27 protein-coding genes, 1 tRNA gene and 2 pseudogenes are annotated in these 21,793 nt (G+C 55.2%); 18 read left to right on the top strand and 12 right to left on the bottom strand.

The genetic code is table 11. The features are described 5' to 3' along the window. The 8 genes and pseudogenes from AQ981_RS10195 to AQ981_RS10170 all read right to left on the bottom strand — a co-directional run. A partial coding sequence (locus AQ981_RS10195) for a phosphoadenosine phosphosulfate reductase domain-containing protein (RefSeq protein ID WP_249226300.1) occupies window positions 1-708 on the bottom strand: 708 nt, incomplete at its 3' end. Next, window positions 705-881: a hypothetical protein gene (locus AQ981_RS28060; RefSeq protein ID WP_249226299.1), complete on the bottom strand. Its 177-nt coding sequence runs from the start codon at window positions 879-881 to the stop codon at window positions 705-707. The genes AQ981_RS10195 and AQ981_RS28060, both read right to left, overlap by 4 nt. A 9-nt stretch (window positions 882-890) precedes the next feature. Continuing rightward, window positions 891-1,295: pseudogene (locus AQ981_RS10190) on the bottom strand (DnaB-like helicase C-terminal domain-containing protein); the annotation flags it as partial. A 378-nt stretch (window positions 1,296-1,673) separates the two neighbouring features. Further along, window positions 1,674-2,699 (bottom strand): DnaB-like helicase C-terminal domain-containing protein (locus AQ981_RS10185; protein ID WP_154675928.1); only part of this gene is annotated, 1,026 nt, incomplete at its 3' end. A gap of 2 nt (window positions 2,700-2,701) precedes the next feature. After that, window positions 2,702-3,544 carry a replication protein gene (locus AQ981_RS10180; RefSeq protein WP_058911628.1) on the bottom strand — a complete coding sequence of 281 codons (843 nt, stop codon included), beginning with the start codon at window positions 3,542-3,544 and terminating at the stop codon, window positions 2,702-2,704. Next, complete coding sequence (locus AQ981_RS28055; RefSeq protein WP_241167830.1) at window positions 3,531-3,695, bottom strand: hypothetical protein; 165 nt, start codon at window positions 3,693-3,695, stop codon at window positions 3,531-3,533. The genes AQ981_RS10180 and AQ981_RS28055 overlap by 14 nt, the downstream gene beginning before the upstream one ends. Before the next feature lie 91 nt (window positions 3,696-3,786). Then, complete coding sequence (locus AQ981_RS10175) at window positions 3,787-4,329, bottom strand: toxin YdaT family protein (protein WP_058911627.1); 543 nt, start codon at window positions 4,327-4,329, stop codon at window positions 3,787-3,789. 2 nt (window positions 4,330-4,331) lie between these two features. Further along, window positions 4,332-4,559 (bottom strand): transcriptional regulator, encoded by a 228-nt coding sequence (locus AQ981_RS10170; protein ID WP_058911626.1) that lies wholly within the window; start codon window positions 4,557-4,559, stop codon window positions 4,332-4,334. Between the two features lie 106 nt (window positions 4,560-4,665). Here AQ981_RS10170 and AQ981_RS10165 point away from each other — a divergent pair, with 106 nt between their 5' ends. The 9 genes and pseudogenes from AQ981_RS10165 to AQ981_RS10140 all read left to right on the top strand — a co-directional run bounded on the left by AQ981_RS10165 (window position 4,666) and on the right by AQ981_RS10140 (window position 11,053). Then, complete coding sequence (locus AQ981_RS10165) at window positions 4,666-5,088, top strand: helix-turn-helix domain-containing protein (protein WP_058911625.1); 423 nt, start codon at window positions 4,666-4,668, stop codon at window positions 5,086-5,088. 314 nt (window positions 5,089-5,402) lie between these two features. After that, window positions 5,403-5,609, top strand: a complete 207-nt coding sequence (locus AQ981_RS28050; RefSeq protein ID WP_071608860.1) for a cell division inhibitor protein — start codon at window positions 5,403-5,405, stop codon at window positions 5,607-5,609. 76 nt (window positions 5,610-5,685) lie between these two features. Beyond that, complete coding sequence (gene gamL, locus AQ981_RS10160; protein ID WP_058911624.1) at window positions 5,686-5,967, top strand: host nuclease inhibitor GamL; 282 nt, start codon at window positions 5,686-5,688, stop codon at window positions 5,965-5,967. Window positions 5,968-5,976: 9 nt separating this feature from the next. Continuing rightward, window positions 5,977-6,894, top strand: a complete 918-nt coding sequence (locus AQ981_RS10155; RefSeq protein ID WP_058911623.1) for a recombinase RecT — start codon at window positions 5,977-5,979, stop codon at window positions 6,892-6,894. Further along, entirely contained in the window at window positions 6,891-7,571 is a 681-nt protein-coding gene (locus AQ981_RS10150) for a lambda exonuclease family protein (protein WP_058911622.1), read from the top strand. Before AQ981_RS10155 ends, AQ981_RS10150 begins: the two co-directional genes overlap by 4 nt. Window positions 7,572-7,584: 13 nt before the next feature. Continuing rightward, window positions 7,585-8,103, top strand: a pseudogene (locus AQ981_RS28665) (DNA cytosine methyltransferase); the annotation flags it as partial. Window positions 8,104-9,048: 945 nt separating this feature from the next. After that, window positions 9,049-9,654 (top strand): phage N-6-adenine-methyltransferase, encoded by a 606-nt coding sequence (locus AQ981_RS28660; protein WP_476701394.1) that lies wholly within the window; start codon window positions 9,049-9,051, stop codon window positions 9,652-9,654. Further along, window positions 9,651-10,013 carry an excisionase family DNA-binding protein gene (locus tag AQ981_RS25910; RefSeq protein ID WP_071608859.1) on the top strand — a complete coding sequence of 121 codons (363 nt, stop codon included), beginning with the start codon at window positions 9,651-9,653 and terminating at the stop codon, window positions 10,011-10,013. Before AQ981_RS28660 ends, AQ981_RS25910 begins: the two co-directional genes overlap by 4 nt. Next, window positions 9,914-11,053, top strand: coding sequence for a tyrosine-type recombinase/integrase (locus AQ981_RS10140; RefSeq protein WP_249226302.1), 1,140 nt, complete (start codon window positions 9,914-9,916; stop codon window positions 11,051-11,053). Before AQ981_RS25910 ends, AQ981_RS10140 begins: the two co-directional genes overlap by 100 nt. A 15-nt stretch (window positions 11,054-11,068) precedes the next feature. On the opposite strand, the gene AQ981_RS10135 is transcribed toward AQ981_RS10140, so the two are convergent. Next, a tRNA-Arg gene (locus AQ981_RS10135) sits at window positions 11,069-11,145 on the bottom strand. Between the two features lie 202 nt (window positions 11,146-11,347). Between AQ981_RS10135 and folD the strand changes: the two genes are divergently transcribed. The 3 genes from folD (at window position 11,348) to AQ981_RS10120 (ending at window position 13,068) form a co-directional block, all read left to right on the top strand. After that, complete coding sequence (folD, locus tag AQ981_RS10130) at window positions 11,348-12,214, top strand: bifunctional methylenetetrahydrofolate dehydrogenase/methenyltetrahydrofolate cyclohydrolase FolD (protein ID WP_058911620.1); 867 nt, start codon at window positions 11,348-11,350, stop codon at window positions 12,212-12,214. Next, window positions 12,215-12,427, top strand: a complete 213-nt coding sequence (gene ybcJ / locus AQ981_RS10125; protein ID WP_058911619.1) for a ribosome-associated protein YbcJ — start codon at window positions 12,215-12,217, stop codon at window positions 12,425-12,427. It abuts the gene before it with no gap. A gap of 113 nt (window positions 12,428-12,540) precedes the next feature. Beyond that, window positions 12,541-13,068 carry a metal-dependent hydrolase gene (locus tag AQ981_RS10120; protein ID WP_058911618.1) on the top strand — a complete coding sequence of 176 codons (528 nt, stop codon included), beginning with the start codon at window positions 12,541-12,543 and terminating at the stop codon, window positions 13,066-13,068. 6 nt (window positions 13,069-13,074) lie between these two features. Here the strand turns inward: AQ981_RS10120 and AQ981_RS10115 are convergent, their stop codons facing one another. Both AQ981_RS10115 and cysS read right to left on the bottom strand, forming a co-directional pair. Further along, the gene (locus AQ981_RS10115; RefSeq protein WP_058911617.1) at window positions 13,075-13,767 is read right to left on the bottom strand and encodes a DUF3592 domain-containing protein; all 693 of its coding nucleotides are present in this window, start codon (window positions 13,765-13,767) and stop codon (window positions 13,075-13,077) included. A 224-nt stretch (window positions 13,768-13,991) separates the two neighbouring features. Beyond that, entirely contained in the window at window positions 13,992-15,377 is a 1,386-nt protein-coding gene (cysS, locus tag AQ981_RS10110; protein WP_058911654.1) for a cysteine--tRNA ligase, read from the bottom strand. Between the two features lie 177 nt (window positions 15,378-15,554). Here cysS and ppiB point away from each other — a divergent pair, with 177 nt between their 5' ends. From ppiB to mnmH, 6 genes are all read left to right on the top strand, one after another. After that, on the top strand, window positions 15,555-16,049 hold the full coding sequence (ppiB, locus tag AQ981_RS10105) for a peptidylprolyl isomerase B (protein ID WP_058911616.1): 495 nt from the start codon (window positions 15,555-15,557) through the stop codon (window positions 16,047-16,049). A 2-nt stretch (window positions 16,050-16,051) separates the two neighbouring features. Next, window positions 16,052-16,774 (top strand): UDP-2,3-diacylglucosamine diphosphatase, encoded by a 723-nt coding sequence (gene lpxH / locus AQ981_RS10100; RefSeq protein ID WP_058911615.1) that lies wholly within the window; start codon window positions 16,052-16,054, stop codon window positions 16,772-16,774. 98 nt (window positions 16,775-16,872) lie between these two features. Next, window positions 16,873-17,607: a hypothetical protein gene (locus AQ981_RS10095; RefSeq protein ID WP_058911614.1), complete on the top strand. Its 735-nt coding sequence runs from the start codon at window positions 16,873-16,875 to the stop codon at window positions 17,605-17,607. Window positions 17,608-17,755: 148 nt separating this feature from the next. Continuing rightward, window positions 17,756-18,265 carry a 5-(carboxyamino)imidazole ribonucleotide mutase gene (gene purE, locus AQ981_RS10090; protein ID WP_058911613.1) on the top strand — a complete coding sequence of 170 codons (510 nt, stop codon included), beginning with the start codon at window positions 17,756-17,758 and terminating at the stop codon, window positions 18,263-18,265. After that, window positions 18,262-19,329: a 5-(carboxyamino)imidazole ribonucleotide synthase gene (gene purK / locus AQ981_RS10085; protein WP_058911612.1), complete on the top strand. Its 1,068-nt coding sequence runs from the start codon at window positions 18,262-18,264 to the stop codon at window positions 19,327-19,329. Before purE ends, purK begins: the two co-directional genes overlap by 4 nt. A 145-nt stretch (window positions 19,330-19,474) precedes the next feature. Beyond that, the gene (gene mnmH / locus AQ981_RS10080) at window positions 19,475-20,596 is read left to right on the top strand and encodes a tRNA 2-selenouridine(34) synthase MnmH (RefSeq protein ID WP_058911611.1); all 1,122 of its coding nucleotides are present in this window, start codon (window positions 19,475-19,477) and stop codon (window positions 20,594-20,596) included. Window positions 20,597-20,634: 38 nt separating this feature from the next. Here the strand turns inward: mnmH and AQ981_RS10075 are convergent, their stop codons facing one another. Next, entirely contained in the window at window positions 20,635-21,786 is a 1,152-nt protein-coding gene (locus tag AQ981_RS10075; RefSeq protein WP_058911610.1) for a porin, read from the bottom strand. Window positions 21,787-21,793: the final 7 nt, after the last annotated feature.

Raw genomic sequence — 21,793 nt, 5'->3', positions numbered from 1 at the left:
ACGGTCATATCCGGCGCGTTTGTCGGACTCATCTGCACGCACGCCAGACCACTGAACGATGACCTCACCGTCATCAAGAAGCGGCTTAATCGCGGCATCAAATGCAATCTGTATTTTTAATTCATCAGTGCAAAAACGGTCACGCATCATCGGGAATTTCCCATGCAGCAGCGCAGCGTCCAGAAAACTATTACCGCTGGGATGTAAAACAGAGAGAGCCGCCTCAAGAGGGGTTTGAAAATCAATGCCCCAGCGCTCGGCTGTCCTGAGCCATTCATGGCCGAATTTTGTATCTGACCGCGCTAACGATGGCATGACTACGCCACGGTACGCGCCCATTCGAATTACCTGCCGTTTTGGCCAGCGCTCCATAAGTGATTTCCGACGACGCTCAAACTCAGCGTCTGTATAAATCCGCTTAACAATCTGCACGGGTTTACAGCCGATTTGCAGGTGGATATTGCGCGCGAATTCGACAGTCAAATCATGTTCGTTGTCAGTGTCAGCCATCACATTCTGTACCCTGTCGCCGAACAGGTGATGGGCGATAATAGCTGTCGTCGTGCTGTCTTTTCCGGCTGAAAAATTAACGACGATTTTGTGGTCGTCAGGAATGCGAAACTCTGTCAGATAGCGGTTATATGCCGTCTCAATTTCGCGGATCATCGTTTTGATGTCGGATGGAACTACGATTGATGCGGTATTCACGCCTCACCCCCTTTGCTGTTGCGCTCGTTTTCCTGCCGCCACGCTTCCCGCATAAATTCTTCACTGAAATCCATATCGGGAGCCTGAACAAATGCGATGTACGCTTCTTCCTGACAGTTTGTGCAGTAGCCGGAGACTTTACGGCAACCGCAGTTTTCACAGTAATTACTCATGTTGTTTCCTCACACATCCGCGCCGGTTGCGTACCGCCGCTGCTGTTGTCTGGGTGCGGCCGCCCGCTTTGACGCGCTGCGCGCCTCGTCCTGGTCGCAGTCATGGAAATGCCCGTTGATGAAACGCTGATAAGCTGTTCCCATGGTCCCGAAACGGTTTTTTGTCACGATGATTTCAGCGAATGGCGCCGCGGGTGATTCCTCGTTGTAAACCGCGTCACGGTAAAGCATGAAAATCCGATCAGCGTCCTGTTCGATATTCCCCGAATCACGCAAATCAGCATTGACCGGGCGTTTGTTCGGGCGTTTCTCCACGTCGCGTGACAACTGACACAGCACCACCGCGGGTGTACGCAGTTTCTTTGCCAGGCGTTTAAAGCTGCTGGATACATAGCCAACGGCCAGACGCATTCTGCTTTCAGTGCTGCGTCACGCTCAGCAGCAAGCGCCAGGTAATCCTCGTATTTCACATATTCGCCGGCATCTGCAGCAATCATGCTGTCAGATGCTGCTGCTCTGTATCTGTTAGTCATTGCAACCCCCATGGTTGGTCTTTACCCACTCGGGTCTCTCTCCAGTACCGAGGTAAAAATCAATGATATCCAGCAGGCGAGGGTAAAATTTCAGAGCCCTGCGACCGTCCATTTCTGCTATTTCCTCTTTGCTGAATGCCCGCCATTGTTCTGAGGTGTGGTTCTGACATCCGGCGCGCACATGCTCACCGTTCGTGATTGTTATTGCGTAACTCTCCCCCATGATTACAAATGTACGATCTGGCAGGTTGGCATCGCNCTTTGCCAGGCGTTTAAAGCTGCTGGATACATAGCCAACGGCCAGATCGTGACGGTCGGCCCTCGGCAGAGCCACCAGCCCGAGGTAGTCCACAATGATCAGCGACAGACCAGGGTATTTGTGTTTATGACGGGTTGATATGGCACATATCTGGTCAGCTGTGAGGTTCGACGCATCCACGATCCACACATCAACATCACACAACCGGCCAATGCCGTTGGATACCCGCGCCCAGGCTTCGTCGTTCATTCTGGCGGGGTTGCGCAGCACCGATACCGACATACCACCAGCCCCGGCCACCGCACGCTCGATAACCTGCATTGCGGACATTTCCATGCTGAAAATCAGCACACCGCGCCGCAGTCCTGCAGGGGTGCACTGCTCCGCCACGCCGGTGGCCACCTTAAGCGCAAACTCGGTTTTACCCATCCCTGGCCTGGCAGCCACAATCACCAGATCCTCAGCGTTAATGCCGCCGGTTATCCGGTCCAGGTCTTCAATGCCAGTTTTCAGCGTGTCGGATTCATTGCCGTTCTTCAGGCGAGACTCTATTGTTTCTGTGTACGTTTCCATCAGCTCGTTTGCATGCACGGGCTGAATTTCGTCGGCCGGTTTGCAGATCTCGCTAATACGGGACACCAGTTCCTGAATAGCCTGCTCTGCAACGTCCAGCGTGCCGGTTTCAATGCGGTTATAGGTTTCGGTCATTGCGTTGATGACCTGGCGCCGCTCAAAATTTGCGTTAACACGCTGTGCGTAGCCGCGCAGGTTCGCCGCGCTGGGGCAGGCCCGGTACGTCTCCATCACATCAGCGAAGTGATTTTCGCCCATCGCCTCGGCCACCAGCATGACGTCGATGAGATTCCGCGTTCGCGCCTGGCGTTGAATCTCCTGGTAAATCGCGCGGTACAGCGGTATCGCGAATGCGTCCGGCGCCAGTGTTGCCAGCACTTCGACCGCCTCCGGCGTCATGCCGCTGATCAGCAGACCGCCAATTACGCTCGCCTCCAGGTCCTGGTTAACGATGCTCACTGGTCACCTCCCGGCTCAGCGAATTTTCCTTCGCGAACGCCCACAAGGGTGGTTTCCCGTAGCATGAAATCAAAATCGGCTCGCCAGCCCGTTTTGTTTTCGCCGAAATAAAACGGCTTTGCATGGTCGGCGAAGGCCTGCAGGTATGCCTTCCACCCGTCGATCGTTGGGGTCTTCAGGCGGGACAGGAGTTTTTTTATCCCCTTGCGCCGTTTGTCAGTCAGATCCCGGGCGTTGGGTAGTCTGTCACCAAGTACCTGGTTGTAGACCGCCAGGAAGTTCTGGTAGTCAGGCGGTGAGATTTTGGGTGATTTCTCATCCTGACCTTCGCTTTCCCCCTGGGGGGTAAGGGGGGTATTTATATTGTCTTTGGTAAGACTGTTTAGGGTGTTGGGTGATTCCGCCCAACCCAAAACATCTTTTCGCCCAACATTTTGGGTAATTTCACCCAACATCTTGGGTGATTTTTTTGGTAGCTTGCTGAGAACCCATTTATCAATGCTTACGTTAACGCTTACCAGCTTGAACCCTCCCACCTTACGCAGATTAATAATCCTGCGCTCTGCCAGAACATTCAGGGCAGCTGCTACATCCGAATCGTCCAGGCCTGTCACTTCAGCCAGATATGTATTCGTTACCTTGTCCTCTGACTTATTCCAGCCAAAAGTGCAGTAGATAACGGCATCCAGAACCTGATGCTCACGACCTGCAAGTTTCAGTTTTGGCTTAAGCCTCCCGATGCTGGTAGCAATACGCATATAACCGTCATCAAGACTCGCCACTTTTCTCTCCAATACCTCACGCTGAGGCTGGTAGTCTGCTAAATTAACGACGCCCATTTTTCACTCCCGACGTAGCCATAGCCAGGCGGATAACGCCAACAAGACGTTCGGCGAACGCCCTGTTTTTTGACGCGGCAACCACCAGCCCATCAGGGGAGTCCTGAAGGCGTCTCTCCTCATTTTCCTGGTACTTTTTACGCTTTGGCATTAGAATTGACCTCGCACATTACTCACGTTTGTTGCACCTGAGAGCCGTTTGCGTTGGCGCGCAGCGGCTTTCACCTTGAAGCTTTCCCAGCTCATAACACCCCCGCGCCCAGCGCCACAGTCACCATATCCAGCAGCGGGTAAATGGACTCTGGCGCCAGCCTGAACAACGAGATAATCCCCTGACTCAGTTCCCGTAATTTCTGGTGTTCCGGCGCATTGAGCATGACAGCCTGCTTTGCACGTCCGCAGCAGCTGATCGCAGCGGTGAGCCGGGTAATCAGGTCATCATCTCGCGGCATCACCCGATCCCGGTATTCCAGCGGCAAAACGTCCATGATGGCGGGAGCCAGTTCCCGGACGTTTGCCCGAGCGCGCTCTGTGTCGCCGTCCAGCCAGCGGAAAAGTTTCTGGCGCTGCCGGCTCAGGTCGTCGGGGATATCAAGGTTATGGCCCCCCTGAGCTCGCCAGCGTTCCAATATGAGCGCCGCGACAACGTCCTGGCCTGCAGCGTTACCCCAGGCGCGAACGGCGCTGCGCAGGGCCTCATGATCTGGCGGGTCTGCGGCGGCGCGCTGATTTTGATTTATCAACGCGCCGGGGTTGCATTCGGTAAAATCCGTGTATGCAAGCATGGCTATGCCTCCTGGCTGGGAAGTCCATCTGTTGGGTTTGGATAGATATCTTCACGCACTTCATGGGGCGTAACGCTCCAATTAAGCGCTTGACACAATGGAATAACGCGATTCGCAGGTACTTTCCCACTCAACCACAGGCTTACTGTTTGTGGCTTTGTTCCCAAAGCGACAGCAATTTCTGTTTGACTCTTGAGCGTGCAAATCTGGTTCTTTAATTCAGGGGTCATATAGTCTCCTTGTTCGTTTCAAGGAAAACTATACATTCAAGCTTCAAGTATTTCTAGTTTTTCTTGAACAAGTCTTGAAGTGATGTTTACAAGGTAGGTTTGTAGAATGGGTGACATGAAAGAAGAAAATAAAAATTTCGCCTTCCGCATAAACCTGATACTGCAGCAAACTGGCTGGAACCTTTCCGAGCTTGCTCGCAGAGTTATGGTGAGCCCGCAAGCGACCCATCAATGGTCAAGAGGTGATACGACTGCCAGGGGTGATCGCCTGAAGAGGTTATCTGCTGCAACGGGTAAGCCTGGGCACTGGTTCTTTTTACCACCAGGTGAAGAACCAACCGAAGAAGAGCTTCAGGAACTGGCTCGCGCCACTCCACTTGATGATAAAGAACAGGCTTTGCTGGCACTTTTTAACCAAATGCCTGATGCAGAGAAGAACCGGCTTATCGTCCACGCAAAGGGCGTCCTTAAGGAGCTTGACCTGCTCAAGGGCGACGTTGCAGACATCATAAAAAATATTTCTAACTAACCCCCACTCATCAGCGCGGTTAACTTCGCGTCTTTTTACACCTCGAATTTAAAGATTTTCTAGAAATAACCTTTACACGTTCTAGTTTTGCTTGTAATGTTTATCACATCGACAACAAACGCATTGTTGTCAGGTGATAAACGTTCCGCTGGCCGGCGATAAGGCAGAGGTTGAAATGAATAACAACGAATTTGACGATGGTAGTTGCGGGATGTCGCTCAAAGGCTGGCGATCTCTCTGCAAAGTCCTGGCTGTAATGATTCCACTGTGGGCTGTAGCTGCGCTGGTCGCTCTTCACTATGCGGGGGTATTCAATGATTAGCCATCACTATGGAACCCAGACCGTTAACCGCGGAGCTGTTATGCCCGGAATGCTCGTAAAGTATCGGGAAGGCACCTGGACAGCATCAGCAAACAAACGCGGTCGCCTCTATCTGCATCGCGGCATTGAGCGCACTTACACAACCGATTTGCTGGTTGAGGTTTATCTAAACGGGTTGGGCCAAGGCATCAGTCGGTAATCAAAGAATTTAACTGAGTTATCAGGCGGCTTTCATCGCGCCAGGATTCTTACAACCAAATTTCAGGAGTTCAGCCATGAACGCATACCTAACTTACGACCGCATTGAAGATCGGCGCTGGGTTGAGCAGCAGCTCACCGACGAGAAAGAGAAGTGGATCGACGACCGGGCGAAAGAATTGATCGCCATGTTCCCGGAAGACCCACTTTCAATGCGCTCCCTCTTCCTTCCAGTAGCAGCCACTCTGGTGCTAACCGGTGATAGAGCAGTTGAGCATTACAACGACTATATCACTCACCTTTGCTATGACCGTGCAGAGGAAGAGTGGGATCTCCTTCATCCTATCAGCCCGTTCTAAGGAGGGATTATGAGCTTAACCCTTGTTGATTTCGTCAAACAACAGGAGCCGCTTTTCATTAAGGCGGCTACTGATGAGCGGATGGTGTGGGCTAAGGAAAGTCAGTTCGCCATCCAGCTATTTCAGAATAACGACTACCTCGCCAAAGTTGCATTCCAGAACCAGACCAGCACGCAGAACGCGATCATCAACGTTGCGGCCATCGGTATTTCGCTAAACCCAGCCCAGAAGCTGGCTTACCTGGTTCCGCGTAAAGGGGCAATTTGCCTCGACATCAGTTACATGGGGCTGATGCATATTGCGCAGCAGTCTGGCGCCATTAAGTGGTGCCAGTCGGCAATTGTTCGCAGAAACGACCAGTTCCGCCGCGAGGGGCTCGATAAGCCGCCGATCCACATCTACAACGACTTCGATACTGAAGAGCAGCGCGGGGACATCGTAGGCGCGTATGTAACGGTAAAAACTGACGATGGTGATTACCTCACCCATACGATGCGCATCGATGCCATCTACTCCATCCGTGACCGCTCAGAAGCGTGGAAGAAGTACAAATCCGACAATAGCAAGAAGTGTCCATGGGTCACCGATGAAGAGCAGATGATCCTCAAGACGGTCGTGAAGCAGGCAGCAAAATACTGGCCTCGCCGTGAGCGCCTGGACGCCGCCATAGACCACGTTAACACCGAGGGCGAAGAAGGTATCAACTTTACAGCAGAGCGTCAGCCTGAGCGCGATATAACGCCGCTTAGCGAAGCCACGCAGAAAGAGATTAACGACCTGCTTGTCTCTTTGGATAAGACATGGGATACCGATCTTCTCCCTCTCTGTTCACGCATTTTCAAACGCCCTATCTCGCAGCCAGCCGACCTGACAGAACTGGAAGGTGTTAAGGCTCTCGGGTTCCTCAGGCAAAAGGCGGCAGCATGACACCAGATATTATCCTGGCCCGGAGCGGTATTGACGTAACCACTATCCAGCAAGGTGACGAGGCATGGCACCGGCTGCGCCTCGGCGTCATCACCGCCTCAGAAGTACACAACGTTATTGCCAAGCCAAGATCGGGAAAGAAGTGGACAGACATGAAAATGTCCTACTTCCACACGCTACTCGCTGAGGTTTGCACCGGCGTGGCACCGGAAGTTAACGCTAAGGCGCTGGCCTGGGGGAAGCAGTATGAGGCTGACGCTCGCACCCTGTTTGAGTTCACCACCGACGTGCAGGTAACCGAGTCGCCGATCCTTTTCCGTGACGAAGGTATGCGCACCGCCTGCTCACCAGACGGCCTGTGCAGTGATGGCCGCGGCCTTGAGCTGAAGTGCCCTTTCACCTCTCGCGATTTCATGAAATTCCGGCTTGGCGGCTTTGAGGCTATCAAATCCGCCTACATGGCCCAGGTGCAATTCAGCATGTGGGTAACCGGAAAGGATGCCTGGTATTTCGCGAATTATGACCCCCGCATGAAGCGAGAAGGCATTCACCACGTGGTTGTTGAGCGCGACGAAAAGTACATGTCCGACTTCAACGAAATGGTGCCGGAGTTCATCAGCAAGATGGACGAATCGCTGGCTGAAATCGAGTTCAAGTTTGGAGATCAGTGGAAATGATAAGAGGTGCGCGATGATTTACGGATCTGTATGTAGTGGTATCGAAGCCGCCAGCGTCGCCTGGGGGCCATTGGGGTGGAGTCCGGCGTGGTTCGCGGAGATAGAGCCGTTTCCATCCGCCGTGCTGGCCAACTACTGGCCGGAAGTCGTGAACCTTGGCGATATGACAAAAATCGCTGCAGCGGTGCGCTCGGGAGAGGTACAGGCGCCTGAGGTGTTAGTTGGTGGCACGCCGTGCCAGGCGTTCAGCGTTGCAGGTCTGCGAAACGGTCTTTCCGACGCTCGCGGTCAGTTAACCCTTTCTTACGTGGAATTAGCAAATGCAATCGACGACAAGCGCATCGAGCGCGGAGAAGAAGAAGCGATCATCGTCTGGGAAAACGTCCCCGGTGTGCTCAGCAGCAAAGACAATGCTTTCGGGTGCTTTCTGGCAGGACTTGCCGGAGAAAGCAGTGAGTTGCAGCCAGCAGGGGGAAAATGGACGCACGCAGGTTGTGTGTCTGGACCACAAAGGGCTATTGCCTGGCGCGTCCTTGATGCTCAATTTTTCGGAGTGGCCCAACGCCGCCGCCGTGTGTTCGTTGTCGCAAGTGCTCGAAAGGGATTCGATCCCGCAACGGTACTTTTTGAGCTCGACAGCGTGCGCCGGGATACTCCGCCGGGCAGAGAAGCGCAAATGGCAGTTGCCGCGCTTACTGCGCGAGGCGTTGGAACGTGTGGCGCAGATGACAACCAAGCACAGGCAGGACATCTGATTGCGCAGTCGGTTTATGGTGATGTGGCGCATACGCTCAAGGCGAGAGGGTTTGATGGAAGTGAAGATGGCACAGGGCGCGGTACGCCAGTTATCGCTATGGCTCACGGACAAGCTGGCGCGGAGATAAAAACCGATGATTCGGCGCCGACTATCACATGTAACCATGAGGCACCGATAATTTTTAGTAGCACTGGCGCTGGAGCCTGGCGCCAGGGTGCTGGAACTCTACGCGCCCGGGAACAGGAAAGCCATGAGCATTTGGCAGTTTTGACCGTTCACGGCACGCAAGACCCTGACACAAATATTGATGTGGCCCATACATTGGGTAGAAATCATGGGCAGGAAAATGCCATTTTTTCTGAACCTTTCACCCTTGCTATTCGCGGCCGCAATGAAGGGTCTACGGTTGAAATACGTAATGATGGTGTAGCCAATGCGCTTTTAACACCAAATGGCGGCCGCGCGGGTATGGGCGTTGGTGCTATCAGCTGGGGAATGCAAGTTCGCCGCCTGACGCCGCGCGAGTGCGAACGCCTGCAGGGTTTTCCTGACGATCACACGCTTATTGAATACGGGCGCAGAATCAGCCCTGAAAAAATGGACCGCGACTACGCAAAATATCTCATGCGTGGCGGAAAGTTGACGTTTGAGGAATGCTGCGGTCGTGCTGCTGATGGTCCGCGCTATAAAGCGATCGGTAACTCAATGGCTGTACCGGTGATGCGCTGGATTGGCGAGCGTATCGCCGCCACGCTGCCAGCTAAAAAATCTGCGAGTGGTTATGGAGGAAGTAAAACGCCTGTTGAACAGAGAAACCTGTGGCAAACGCCGCTCTCTCTGTTCGTCGCTCTGGATGCAGAATTCTGCCTGACGCTGGACGCGGCCGCATCTGCTGATAATGCGCTGTGCAACCGCTATATCACGGAAGAGCAGAATACGCTGACTACACCGTGGGCTGACTTCCTGGTGGCACCTGGTTATGCATGGCTCAACCCACCTTACAGCGATATCAACCCGTTTGTTCAGAAGGCAACTGCTGAAGCCAGAAATCAGATCGGCACGGTAATGCTGGTACCGGCTGATACGTCTGTTGGCTGGTTCCGTGAGGCTATCGAGACGGCCAGCGAAGTACGCTTTATCGTCGGGGGACGTCTGGCCTTTATCAATCCGGTATCCGGTAAACCAGTCAGCGGAAATAACAAAGGGTCGATGCTGATTATCTGGCATCCCTATCCACGTACTCATTGCCGGTTCACGACCATTGAGCGTGATGTTCTGATGAATTTCGGATCCCGACTAATCGCAAAACGGGAGGCAGCAGCATGAGCGCAGAAAGCATCGGAGGTGATATGGCGTCAGACAAACCGATAACAGCTCAGCAGGCCGCCGACTTACTCATCGTGTCGGCGCGGGTAATCTACCGCCTGATTGAGTCAGGAGAACTCGCCGGCCGTAAGGTCGGCAACAAGTACAGAACGACCGAAGCGGCATGTATTGCGTATTTGTCATCCCCGCAGGAAACTAAACGAGCGAACGCGGGTGAGCATAAAGGAGATATTTTATGTCCATCACCCTCAGAGGCGGCATGTGGCACTGTCATTTCTTTACGCCGTCAGGGAAAAGAGTTAGGCGATCTCTTGGAACGGGGGACAAAAAGCAAGCTCAGGAGCTCCACGACAAGTTGAAGGCGGAAGCGTGGCGGGTTGACCAGATCGGCGACCTGCCCGTCAGAACCTTCGAAGAATGCTGCATCCGGTGGTTGCGCGAAAAGGACCATAAGCGATCGCTGGATGATGACAAAACCAAAATTGAGTTTTGGCTGCAGCATTTTTCCGGCCGTGATGTCTCGAAGATAACGGCGGAGGAAGTTCACGAAGCCGTTAACGGGATGATCAACCGTAAGCACCTGCAGGTGTGGGAAAGTAAACGTGATGCTGCGTTGAGGAAAGGCAAGCCAGTTCCGGAGTACAAACCACGGCAGGTTTCGCAGGCGACGAAGGCGCAACACCTTTCCTTCATTCGATCCCTTCTCAGGGCCGCGGCGAATGACTGGGGCTGGATAAAAACAGCTCATGTTATCAAAACCCGCAAGCCGATCAGTAAGCGGATACGGTGGCTTACCAGAGAAGAAGCTGAGCGTTTGATCGAGTGCATGCCGGAGAGCATTAAGCCAGTGGTGATATTTGCACTGGCAACCGGTCTGCGCCGCTCAAACATCATCGGGCTTGAGTGGCAGCAGGTCGATATGCAGAGAAAGGTTGCATGGGTAAATCCGGAGAACGCAAAAGCGGGCAAGGCGATTGGCGTAGCTCTGAATGATACCGCATGCAGGGTATTAAGGGATCAGATAGGGAAGCATTCCCAGTGGGTGTTTGTTCACACCACGGCAAAACATCGCCCTGACGGAACGCTGACGCCCGCAGTGAGAAAGATGCGAGTGGATGACAATAACGCCTGGCGCGCCGGACTGAAAAAAGCGGGGATAGAGGATTTCCGTTTTCACGACCTCCGGCATACCTGGGCGAGCTGGTTAATCCAGTCCGGTGTCCCGCTTTCTGTTTTGCAGGAAATGGGCGGATGGGAGAGCATCGAGATGGTGCGCCGATATGCTCACCTGGCACCAAACCATTTGACCGAACACGCACGGAAAATTGACGCCATTTTTGGCGCGAGCGACACAAATACGACACAAGGAGAAAATCAGGCTGGGCTAAAACTTGCGTAAGTAACTGTTTCTTAATGGCACGCCCTACAGGATTCGAACCTGTGACCTACGGCTTAGAAGGCCGTTGCTCTATCCAGCTGAGCTAAGGGCGCCTTAAGAAAAGGCGCCCCGCATCGGCGATACGGTGCGGGGCGGTTTGGATTATACGGTCCGCACCCGGTGAGTCAATGCCTTTTCAACCACATGACGGACAATTGACCACAAACTTATAATCCTGACTGACAGCACGCCGCGCTTCTGACAAAATAGCCGCACTCCCCCTTCTTTTTGATGACAGATGGAATCCTCTCTCTGATGGCAGCAAAGATTATTGACGGTAAAACGATTGCGCAGCAGGTACGCGCTGAAGTTGCGGAAAAAGTACAGGCGCGCCTGGCGGCCGGCAAACGCGCCCCGGGTCTGGCGGTTATTCTGGTCGGCAATAACCCCGCTTCGCAGATTTATGTAGGCAGTAAGCGCAAAGCCTGTGAAGAAGTTGGGTTCATTTCCCGCTCTTACGATCTGCCGGAAACCACCAGCGAAGCCGAACTGCTGGAACTGATTGATACCCTGAACGCCGATACCACGATAGACGGCATTCTGGTTCAGCTCCCCCTGCCGGCAGGCATTGATTATGTCAAAGTGCTGGAACGCATCACGCCGGATAAAGATGTGGATGGCTTCCACCCCTATAACGTTGGCCGCCTGTGCCAGCGCGCGCCGCGTCTGCGCCCCTGCACGCCGCGCGGTATCGTCACCCTGCTGGAGCGCTACAATGTTGATACCTATGGCCTCAACGCCGTGGTCATTGGCGCCTCTAACATTGTCGGCCGCCCGATGAGTATGGAACTGCTGCTGGCAGGATGTACCACTACCGTAACCCACCGTTTTACCAAAAACCTGCGCCATCACGTCGAACACGCCGATTTACTGATCGTCGCGGTAGGTAAACCCGGTTTTATTCCCGGGGAATGGATTAAAGAAGGTGCCATCGTCATTGATGTCGGCATTAACCGCCTGGAAAGCGGCAAAGTGGTGGGCGATGTGAGCTTCGACGAAGCCGCGGCGCGGGCATCCTATATCACGCCAGTACCGGGAGGCGTCGGCCCAATGACGGTTGCGACGCTAATCCAGAATACGCTGCAGGCCTGCGAAGAGTATCACGACGTGGAGGAAGCATAAGTGGCAACCTTTTCTCTTGGTAAGCACCCACACGTTGAGCTGTGCGATCTGCTGAAACTGGAAGGCTGGAGCGAAAGCGGCGCCCAGGCCAAAATCGCGATTGCCGAAGGGCTGGTCACCGTGGATGGCGCGGTGGAAACCCGTAAACGCTGCAAAATCGTCGCTGGCCAGACAGTCAGTTTCGACGGCCAGAGCGTCACCGTCACCGCGTGATTTTTCGGGCCTCTCCGGCACAGAGGCCCGTCCGGTTCCAATTCAGACAACCTCTCACTTATCCGCCACGCAACTGCTGGTATATTGCCTTTTATTTTCAACAGGAAAAGACCGTGCCGACCATTGTCACTCACGCCGCTATCCCGCTCTGTCTGGGCATCGGGCTGGGCAGAAATATCATCCCCACGCGCCTGCTGTTAACTGGCGTGGCGCTGGCTATGCTGCCGGACCTGGATGTGCTGTCATTTAAGTTTGGCATCAGCTACGGCAATATGTTCGGCCACCGCGGCTTTACCCATTCGCTGTTGTTCGCGTTGCTGGTGCCCCTGTTGTGCGTTTTGCTGGGCCGCCGCTGGTTCGGCGCCTCGCTGAAACACTGCTGGCTTTTCCTTACTGTCTCATTGCTGTCGCACAGTCTGCTGGATGCCATCACCACTGGCGGCAAAGGCGTCGCTTTCCTCTGGCCGTGGAGCAACGAACGCTTTTTCGCGCCCTTCCAGGTGATTAAAGTGGCGCCATTCTCCCTGTCCCGCTACTTCACCGCCTCCGGGCACCAGGTTATTGCTTCCGAACTGCTGTGGGTCTGGCTCCCGGGCATCACGGTGATGGCCTTCCTGCTCTGGCGGCGCGCGGCGCGATAGCGCGAGCTACCCCTGCTTTGGCAGCCAGGAAATGTCCATGTGGTAACGCTTGATATTGTTTCTGTCGACGTAGACCAGCGCGGTTTTACGCCGGTCAAGAAAGGCGCCGGGATTAAAGTAAAGATTATGGCTGTAAAACAGCACTACCTCATTGACTGACTTATCGTGCCACTGGCAAACCACGCGCCACGGCGAACGACCATTGACCTTGACGCGATGGTTAATTTCCGCGCCAATAATTTCCGCCTCTATCGGCCTTCCTTCGCGCAGCAACCGCGCGCTGCGCCTGGCGCGCATCGACTGGAAACCCAGCGCCCCGCCGCCAATGGCGCAAAACACCGTCCCCAGAATGCCAGGGATCAACGTCGCGATCCACAAACTGGAAAAGTTGTTGATCTCGGCTTCTGACGGGCTACCCGCCAGATACAACACCTCAACCTGCCTGCCGATACTGTTGCGCCAGCCGGAACTCCCCACCGATGAAGTAAAGGTGTGAACCTCCCCGCGACTATCGGTAAAACGCACCGTGGGGTACCAGACGGGACTATTGTCTTTAGTCTTACTGACGGTCAGTTCAACGATTTTCCCGGCCGCCGGCTGCGCCTGCTGCAGGAAACTCCACGACTGCCAGAAAAAATAACCGGCCCCGCTCAGCAACAGCACTCCCACAATCAGAAACAGGCTGAAAATTTTTTTCATGTCATATCCCTATGTACATCCATGAATGCATCCCATAAAACGCTAACATAAAAGAAGGGCTGTGGACTGTCTACGCGCCCGGCTATTTATAAGACCTTCTCTGCTGAAACTGGCTAAAAGCGTTTTCCCGACGCAAAAAAAGCGGCTTCCGCCGCTCTGATTGCTGTTAAATCCGCAGAAACCTTTTTCAGGCTTTGAGGTGGTTCGCCGTGACCCGGCCTGAACTACTTCCTGCGCCAGATCGTCCCCTGAGGACCATCTTCCAGCACAATACCCATTTCGTTAAGGCGATCGCGCGCCGCATCCGCCGCCGCCCAGTCTTTCGCCTGGCGGGCCTCCAGACGCTGGCGAATTAGTTGCTCGATCTCCGCCACTTCGCCATCGTCAGCCTGCGCGCCGCTTTGCAGGAACTGCTCCGGCTCCTGCTCCAGCAGGCCAAGCACCCCGGAAAGTTTACGCAGATGCGCCGCCAACTGGTGCGCCGCCGCCATATCGTCGGTTTTCAGACGGTTCACTTCCCGGGCCATATCAAACAGCACCGAATAGGCCTCCGGCGTGTTGAAATCATCATCCATCGCTTCGCGGAAGCGGGCTTCAAAAGCTTCTCCGCCTGCCGCCGGAGCGCTGCGATCGGTGCCGCGCAGCGCGGTGTAGAGACGCTCCAGCGACGCCCGCGCCTGCCTGAGGTTCTCTTCGCTGTAGTTGAGCTGGCTGCGATAGTGGCCGGACATCAGGAAGTAACGGATGGTCTCCGGATCGTAATATTTCAGCACATCGCGCACGGTAAAAAAGTTGCCCAGCGATTTGGACATTTTCTCGCGATCCACCATCACCATACCGGAGTGCATCCAGTAATTGACGTACTCGCCATCATGGGCGCAGGTTGACTGGGCAATTTCATTCTCATGGTGTGGAAACATCAGATCCGAACCACCGCCGTGAATATCAAAATGGTGCCCCAACTGCTTGCAGTTCATGGCGGAACATTCGATATGCCAGCCCGGACGCCCTTCCCCCCACGGCGACGGCCAGCTCGGCTCGCCGGGTTTAGACATTTTCCACAGAACGAAATCCATCGGGTTACGCTTGGCGTCCGCCACTTCTACCCGCGCGCCGGCCTGGAGTTGCTCCAGATCCTGGCGCGACAGTAGGCCATAATGCGGATCGGTCGGCACTGAAAACATCACATCGCCATTACCCGCCACATAGGCATGCCCACGGTCGATCAGGCGCTGGGTGATATCGATAATTTCATGTATATGATGGGTAGCGCGCGGCTCGACGTCCGGGCGCAGGATATTCAGCGCATCGAAATCTTTATGCATCTCGGCGATCATGCGATCCACCAGCGCAGTAAAGTCTTCGCCGTTGTCGGCGGCGCGTTTAATGATTTTATCGTCAATATCGGTAATGTTACGCACATACTTCAGCTTATAGCCGAGGAAGCGCAGATAGCGGGCCACGGTATCGAAAGCGACAAAAGTACGGCCATGGCCGATATGACACAGGTCGTAGACGGTAATCCCACACACGTACATGCCCACCTCACCGGCATGAATCGGTTTAAATTCTTCTTTCTGGCGACTTAAAGTATTGAAGATTTTTAACATCAGGGTGTTCCGCGTCTGTGTGTGGTAAAAAATAAGGTTGTCTATATTAACCTGGAAATCCTCCAGGAAGCACATGCTTTGCAAGGTGATCCAATGCCGGGAGTTATGCTATAACAGCCTCTTACAATTGCCAGCAACACCATGCTCAGGCACTACCTAACCGAACAGGATGGACATATGGTCACTTTTCACACTAATCACGGCGATATCGTTATCAAAACGTTTGACGACAAAGCGCCGGTTACCGTTAAAAACTTCCTGGACTACTGTCGTGAAGGCTTTTACAACAACACCATTTTCCACCGCGTGATCAATGGCTTTATGATCCAGGGCGGCGGTTTTGAGCCGGGCATGAAACAGAAAGCTACCAAAGATTCCATTCAGAACGAAGCCAATAACGGTCTGAAAAATACCCGCGGCACGCTGGCTATGGCCCGTACCCAGGCCCCTCACTCCGCCACCGCTCAGTTCTTCATCAACGTCGTAGACAACGACTTCCTGAACTTCAGCGGCGAAAGCATGCAGGGCTGGGGTTACTGTGTCTTCGCCGAAGTGGTTGAAGGTATGGACGTGGTAGACAAAATCAAAGGCGTCTCTACCGGCCGCAGCGGCATGCACCAGGACGTACCGAAAGAAGACGTTATCATTGAAAGCGTGACCGTCAGCGAGTAACTGTGGCGACGCTTTTTATTGCAGATTTACATCTCTGCCAGGAAGAACCGGCGATCACCGCCGGTTTTCTGCGTTTTCTGGCCGGCAGCGCCCGCCAGGCGGAGGCGCTGTACATTCTCGGCGACTTGTTTGAAGCGTGGATCGGTGATGACGATCCCACTGCGCTACATCGTGAAATCGCCGCCGCGCTCAAAAAGCTAACAGACAGCGGCGTTCCCTGTTATTTCATCCACGGCAACCGGGACTTTCTGCTGGGCCCGCGCTTTGCCCGGGAAAGCGGTATGATCCTGCTGCCGGAAAGCCAGGTGCTGGATCTCTATGGCCGTCGGATTCTGATCATGCACGGCGATACCCTGTGTATCGACGACAAAGAGTACCAGGAATTCCGCGCTCAGGTGCACAAACCCTGGCTACAGAAGCTGTTCCTCGCCCTGCCGCTATTTATCCGCCAGCGCATCGCCGCCCGGATGCGCGCCGGCAGTAAAGCGGCTAACAGCAGCAAATCGCTGGCGATTATGGACGTCAACCCCGGCGCCGTGGTCGCGGAAATGGAACAACAGCGCGTCCAGTGGCTGATTCACGGCCACACTCATCGCCCGGCGATACATGAGCTGACCGCCAACGGTCAGGCGGCATTTCGCGTGGTGCTGGGCGCCTGGCACAGCGAAGGCTCAATGGTCAAAGTGACCGCCGAAGACGTGGAATTAATTCCTTTCCCGCTGTAAAACAGTGGGTACCAATATTCGGAAAATAGCGGCTGCCCATTCATCTCCCACAGGGATATAACTCACCGGGTAATACGCAAAATAACCACAGGGACGTTATGAAATATCTGAATATAACATTCTGGACAGGAATGATAATTGCGCTGGTCTATGTTTTATTTATTACCATTTACCTGCGCCATTTCACCTCATTTTATGATGATATGCCGGAACTGGTCAGGCCGATCATTGTGGTCTACTGGAGCGGTATGATACTGAGTATTATCGCCACGTTGCTGTTCAGCCTGTGGCGTAAGACCTCGGTAGTGCTGATGTTTTGCGGCGTACTGTTGACGCTGCCGGGCAGTATCGTGATGTTATATGGCTTCCAGCGCAGCAACTGCGCTTACCGTTTTCACTGGCTGCAGCGCGAACCGCATCTGTCGCCGCAGACCGCATCAGTCAGGATCAACACCGACAAAATCATCCTGCCCAGCGCGATTATGGCAGTACTTGGGGCCGTGATGTTTTTTATTGGCATTGGTCCTTCCGGTTTAATTCTGGTCGCCGGATTAATGATGTTATGGAATGGACAGCGGCTGAAAAAACATCCGCTGCTCGATTTTCAGCACGATGAAATCCTGCTCACCCCGACGCTGTACAGCGATACTTACCGGATTCCCGCCCGCTACATCCGCGATATCGAAAGCAAAAGAAACAAACTGCGGCTCACCCTGCAGCACAACGAGCATCAGGAAAAAATCGCCCTGACCATGAATCTGTTTCCAAATGGCGTTACCGCGGCAAGCCTGGGATCCTCCCTCAGGGAGTGGCAGGAAAAGCATCGCCTCTGACAGTACCGCGCGGCGCAAACATCGCGTCGCGCCCTGGCGGCACATCGCTACGCAACCGTTTTCCTTGCCGGTTTTACGTGCTATTCTCTGCCCCTCTTAAGCCAGTCCTCAAGTTGTCTGTCGTACATCCACAGGAGTTTTAAGACGCATGTCTTCCAGCACCAATCCGGCGCGTATCGCCATCGTTATGGGGTCCAGAAGCGACTGGGCTACCATGCAGTTTGCCGCAGAAATCCTCGATACCCTGAACGTGCCCTACCATTGCGAAGTGGTCTCCGCGCACCGTACGCCGGATAAGCTGTTCAGCTTCGCAGAGCAGGCGCAGGATAATGGCTTTCAGGTGATTATCGCCGGCGCTGGCGGCGCGGCCCACCTGCCGGGGATGATTGCCGCCAAGACGCTGGTGCCGGTGCTGGGCGTTCCGGTACAAAGCGCCGCCCTGAGCGGCGTCGACAGCCTGTATTCGATTGTCCAGATGCCGCGCGGCATCCCGGTAGGCACTCTGGCGATTGGCAAAGCCGGTGCGGCAAATGCCGCGCTGCTGGCGGCGCAGATCCTCGCCCAGCATGACGCGGCGCTGTATCAGCGCCTGGCCGACTGGCGCCGCAAACAGACCGATGACGTGCTCGACAACCCGGACCCGCGGGGTGCAGCATGATGCAGGTTTGTGTACTGGGCAACGGCCAGTTGGGGAGAATGCTGCGCCAGGCCGGTGAACCGCTGGGCATCACCGTCTATCCGGTAGGCCTGGAAGCCGATCCCGAAGCGGTTCCTTTTCAGCACAGTGTTATTACCGCGGAAATCGAGCGCTGGCCGGAAACGCCCCTGACCCGCGAACTGGCGCGCCACCGCGCCTTTGTCAACCGCGAAGTGTTCCCGATCATCGCCGACCGCCTGACGCAAAAGCAGCTATTCGACAAGCTGAGTCTGCCCACCGCCCCCTGGCAATTGCTGGCCGGGCCGCAGGAGTGGCCGGTGGTTTTCGCAAAGCTCGGCAGTCTGGCTATCGTTAAACGCCGCACCGGCGGCTACGATGGCCGCGGCCAGTGGCGGCTGCGGGCCGGCGATACCGATCAGTTGCCTGCTGATTGTTACGGCGAGTGTATCGTTGAGCAGGGGATTAATTTCTCCGCGGAGGTCTCGCTGGTTGGCGCCCGCAGTCACGATGGCGCCACAGTGTTCTATCCGCTGACCCACAACCTGCATCAGGAAGGTATTCTGCGCGCCAGCGTGGCTTTTCCACAGGCAGATCCGCAGCAGCAAAAACAGGCCGAAGAGATGCTCGGCGCGGTGATGAATGAACTGGAGTATGTGGGCGTGATGGCCATGGAGTGTTTTGTCACCCCCGATGGCCTGCTGATCAACGAACTGGCGCCCCGGGTACACAACAGTGGTCACTGGACCCAGAACGGCGCATCCATCAGTCAGTTCGAACTGCACCTGCGCGCCGTATTGCGTCTGCCGCTACCGCGCCCGGTGGTCCACAGCCCGTCGGCAATGATTAACCTGATTGGCACCGATCTCAACTATGCCTGGCTGGCGCAGCCGCTGGTCCATCTGCACTGGTACGACAAAGAGGTCCGGGCGGGCCGCAAGGTAGGCCACCTGAACCTCAACGACGCGGATACCTCCCGGTTGCGCGCCGCCCTTGAAGCTCTGAAGCCGCTGTTGCCGGCCGAGTATGCCAGCGGGATTGACTGGGCCAGAACCCTCCTCGCTTAACGCCTCCCCGGCGGGTCTGCTGCATTGCGCCCGCCGGTTTTTGCGCTTTTCATTGCATCGCACGCCTTCCGGTACGTAAAATTTCCCCATTGAGAGTAGAATGCCGTTGCCGATCCCGGCGATTTTCGGCACTGAAGGCTTGTGAATGGAAAATGCACTACCGGTCCGCCCCGACACCTGCGATTACCTGACGCTCCTGCTGGCGGATCCCCCACTGATTGATGTTCGCGCCCCGGTCGAATTTGCCCAGGGCTCCCTGCCTTGCGCGGTCAACCTGCCATTGATGAACGACGCCGAACGCGCCGCCGTCGGCACCTGTTATAAACAGCAGGGCCAGCAGGCGGCAATCGCGCTCGGTAACCGGCTGGTACAGGGCAGTCTGCGGGAACAGCGCCTCGCGCTATGGCGCGACTTCGCGCTGCGCCATCCCCACGGCTATCTGTGCTGCGCCAGAGGCGGACTGCGCTCGCATATCGTCCAGCAATGGCTGCGGGAAGACGGTATCGACTATCCGCTGGTGGAAGGCGGCTATAAAGCGCTACGCCAGTATGCGGTGGAGGCCATTACCCGGCTGGCGCAAAAACCGATGGTGCTGGTCAGCGGCAATACCGGCAGCGGTAAAACACTGCTGATTCGCGACCATCCCGGCGGCGTCGATCTGGAAGGGCTGGCGCGCCACCGCGGCTCTTCTTTCGGACGCACCCTCTCCCCTCAGCCTTCCCAGGCCAGCTTTGAGAATCAACTGGGCATCACGCTTCTGAAGCAGCAGGCGCAGTACGGCGGCAGCCCGACCTTTCGCTGGGTCGTGGAGGACGAAAGTCGCATGATTGGCTCGCGCCATATTCCGGAAGTCTTCCGCGAAGGGATGGCCAACGCGGCGATCGTCGTCATCGACGACCCCTTTGAGCGCCGTCTGGAACGGCTGCAGCAGGAGTATTTCATCGATATGCACGCCGATTTTGTCGCCGCGTACGGCGAACAGGAGGGCTGGCGGGGGTATTGCGATTACCTGGAACACGGGCTCAACGGTATTCGCCGTCGCCTGGGGCTGGAGCGCTACGCTCAGCTTACCAGCGCCCTGCATCAGGCACTGCAAATCCAGCGAAACACCGGTAACAGCGACGCCCACCGCAACTGGCTGGCGCCATTGCTCCAGGAGTATTACGATCCAATGTATCGCTACCAGCTATCCAGAAAGGCCGGCGCTATCGTATTTCGCGGTGATTACCGGCAGGTTGCCACCTGGCTGCGCGACAACACACTGTAACAGGAAGTCCCCCGGCAGGCGGGGGACTAAGACGCGGGTCAGAAATCGTAGCGCAGACGCACCAGGTTCATATCGCCCAGATTGTCAGTGCTGGAAGTAAAGACGTGCTCATAGTCGATACGGAAGCCGTAGTCGAACTGGAAGCTAATCCCCACCCCATTATCAATACGCTGATAGTTACGATCGTTGATGTATTCCAGACGATCGCCCATGAAATACGGTTGAATGGATTTCACCGCATACTGGCCGATCGGGAAGGTATAGCCGGCAAAATATTCGATACCCCACGCGTCGCCGGCGAAGTAGTCGTTAACATTATGTTTTTTGGTGGTCAGGAAGTTTTCATACCAGCCGCCGCCTACCGAGAAGGTCCAGTTATCCGGTTTCCAGCTCAGCGCGGTACCCAGGATATTCTGGTCATAGGTTTTATTGTCGCCATTACCCGGGTTGCGCATTTCACCGCGAGTGTAGTTCCACGCCAGCCCCCAGGTAAGATCGGTGGTCAGGTGATAATCCAGGCCCAGCGAGCCGCCGCCTTTACGCTTATAGCGCAGCCCATCCCCCGGCAGATATTCGCTGTCGTTAAACAGGTAAGAAGCATACACATCGGCATCGCCAAAGGTGTTTTTATACTTGAGCATTTTACGGGAACGGTAGGAACCGTCGTAATCGCCGTTAATTCCGTTGCCCGGCGCCTGCGCCAGCATGTCGTAATCCCAGATATCGGTTTTTGCGCCGATCACATCGTAGTAGACGCTGTTTTGCTGGCCGAATGTCAACTGACCCCAGGTCTTGCTCTTCAGGCCGGTGTACAGCATACGGCGGGTCGTGTCGGTCGCCCCCTCGGCGTAGTGGTTATCCCAGTCAAACAGCGCCGGAATATTCACCCCGAGTTCGTAGTAGCTAATCCAGCTAATGTCGTCGAACAGATAGTAATCGGCGGCGAAACGGAAGCGGGTCCCGCCGTCGAAACCGTTACGTTTATAGGAACCTTTATCGCCGTCCCCGGTCATGTTGTTGAACTGCGGACGGATACTGCCCCCAACGGTGAAGTTGAGGCGACTTAACGGGTCCCCTGGCTGCGGATCCTGTTTGATCAGGGTAATTTCCGCGCTGGCAGCAAAAGACACCGATCCCAAAACCACTGCGGCACCGACCCACTTCGCCAGTGCTGTTATTGTTGTTTTCATTTGGACA

The sequence above is a fragment of the Entomohabitans teleogrylli genome, from assembly GCF_001484765.1.
GTDB lineage: Bacteria > Pseudomonadota > Gammaproteobacteria > Enterobacterales > Enterobacteriaceae > Entomohabitans > Entomohabitans teleogrylli.
This window is presented reverse-complemented; position numbering and strand designations above follow the sequence as displayed.